Origin of the sequence: Acinetobacter sp. NIPH 284 (assembly GCF_000369425.1) — a bacterium.
Classification (GTDB): domain Bacteria; phylum Pseudomonadota; class Gammaproteobacteria; order Pseudomonadales; family Moraxellaceae; genus Acinetobacter.
Window position 1 is genome coordinate 1 of the sequence record NZ_KB850015.1, and the last position, 2,032, is coordinate 2,032.

Annotated in this window: 1 protein-coding gene and 1 pseudogene; one reads left to right on the plus strand and one right to left on the minus strand. The window is 34.1% G+C overall.

The annotated features are described in order from the left end of the window. The first annotated feature begins 127 nt into the window (after window positions 1–127). Complete coding sequence (gene repM / locus F908_RS14575; protein WP_034602940.1) at window positions 128–1,069, plus strand: replication initiation protein RepM; 942 nt, start codon at window positions 128–130, stop codon at window positions 1,067–1,069. Between the two features lie 345 nt (window positions 1,070–1,414). Here the strand turns inward: repM and F908_RS16365 are convergent. Continuing rightward, window positions 1,415–1,690, minus strand: a pseudogene (locus tag F908_RS16365) (hypothetical protein); the annotation flags it as partial. Between the last annotated feature and the right edge of the window lie 342 nt (window positions 1,691–2,032).

The window sequence follows — 2,032 nt, forward strand, 5'->3', positions numbered from 1 at the left end:
CCCTGCCATAAACATACATTTACCCTGCCATAAACATACATTTACCCTGAAAAAAAATACAAAATATTTTTTGTATTTTTTTATACATTTGATAACTTGTATTTTTATTATAAAAATCGGGGATGAGATGCAACTAGTTGTTAAAGACAATGCTTTAATCAATGCAAGCTATACCCTTAGCTTGGTTGAACAACGAATTGTATTGCTTGCAATCATTGAGGCAAGGGAAACTCAAAAGGGAGTTGATACCGAAACATTTTTAGAAATACATGCCCAGCATTATGCAGATCGTTTTGATATAAGCGTAAAAAATGCGTATGCAATGCTTTCAGAAGCATCGCAGGCATTATTTAATCGTCAAGTTACATTTATGATGATCGATGAAAAAAGAAATAAGCCCGAAAAGCGTGTTGTCCGTTGGGTTAGTGGTGTTTCTTATGTTGATGGCTCTGGAATTATTAAACTACGATTTGCTCCTGAAATTATTCCCCTAATTACTCAGTTAGAGAAAAATTTTACTAGTTATGAACTATCACAAGTTGCAAGTCTTGGGTTGTATGCTACACGGCTTTACGAACTACTTATAGCTTGGCGTAGTACAGGGAAAGTACCTGAAATAAGCCTAGATGATTTTAGAGATAAAATGGGACTTGCAAGTAATGAATATAAGTTAATGCATAATTTTAAAAATCGCGTACTTGAGCCAGCAATTAAGCAAATCAATGAACATACCGATATTACAGCGACCTATGAGCAACATAAGCAGGGGCGTACAATATCTGGGTTTTCATTTAAATTTAAGCAAAAGAAAGTACGAAAAGGCGAAAGATGTGAAGATCTAATAAGAGATCCGAATACACCAGATTTTTTTGTCAAAATGACTGATGCACAACGCCATTCATTTGCCAATAAAATGTCTGAAATGCCTGAAATGGGTAAATATTCTCAAGGCACTGAAAGCTATCAGCAATTTGCTGTCCGTATTGCCGAAATGCTTTTAGAGCCTAAAAAATTTAGAGAGCTTTATCCTTGCTTAGAAAAAGCAGGTTTTCAGCCAACATTAAACTAACTAGGTTCAATAGCGGTTAGTAAGACTAGTATCGTAACCTGATGGATAACCGTTAAGCCCTACATCTGTAACCTTGCGATCACTATCAAAATCTGGTTCCCATTGGTCATCTTCATCATCTGTATGAAGTTCTTCATATGATGGATTGTAGAAAATATCGGCTAGTTCAATATAGTGATCACTAAATTCTTCAACTGCAATTTTTAATGTCCATAAGCCATTAATTTCCTTAATCGAAGTAAATACATTCATGTTGTTCAAAAATCTTTTAGAGAAACTATCCGCTTCCTCGAATGACTTAAACTCCTTTTCAAAAGTATCGTATTTTTTTTCTTGAATATCATTGATAGGAGATAAGTTAAAAAGCTGTCTATCTCGATCTTCTGTTAAATACTCATTCAGTTCAGCCAATATTTTTTCTTTATTGGCTTCATTGGCATTCATCTTTTTAATCAAATAAGAACCGAGTAAAATTTTACGTCTAGTATCATCCTTGCGTTCCTGCTCTTTCTTCTTGGTACGTTCTCTTGCTTCAATAGCTTGTTTCTGAGCTTTTAACTGTTTCAGCTTCTCTAACTGGGCTTCAATTTTCTTTTCAATATTTTCAGTTGATTTTGTCATAGCGTCCAATTTCTTGATATAGAAAACCACTCAAGCATAAGACTCTATGAATTGGAATTCAAGCAAGCTTATGCTATCGTGTTTTTCATGAAATGCGCACTTATGACTTGGATTTCATCCAAGTCAAAGTTTGCGTAAGGGGATTCCCCTTAACCCCAAAATTTCTTCGAAATTTTAAAAACAAAATGGATTGAATACATGCAACGTTTAGAAAATCATCTACGAAAATATAAAGCAATTTATACTGTTATAGGACTTACGCATTGACGGATTCAAAAAAGTATTAAAATAGTTTATAAAGTATCTGTGATCAGACGAACTAAACATGCTTCTACAGCAACT

What these genes read in the sequence shown, in the direction of transcription:
- repM (WP_034602940.1), top strand. Translation starts at nt 128, where the DNA reads ATGCAACTAGTTGTTAAAGACAATGCTTTAATCAATGCAAGCTATACC.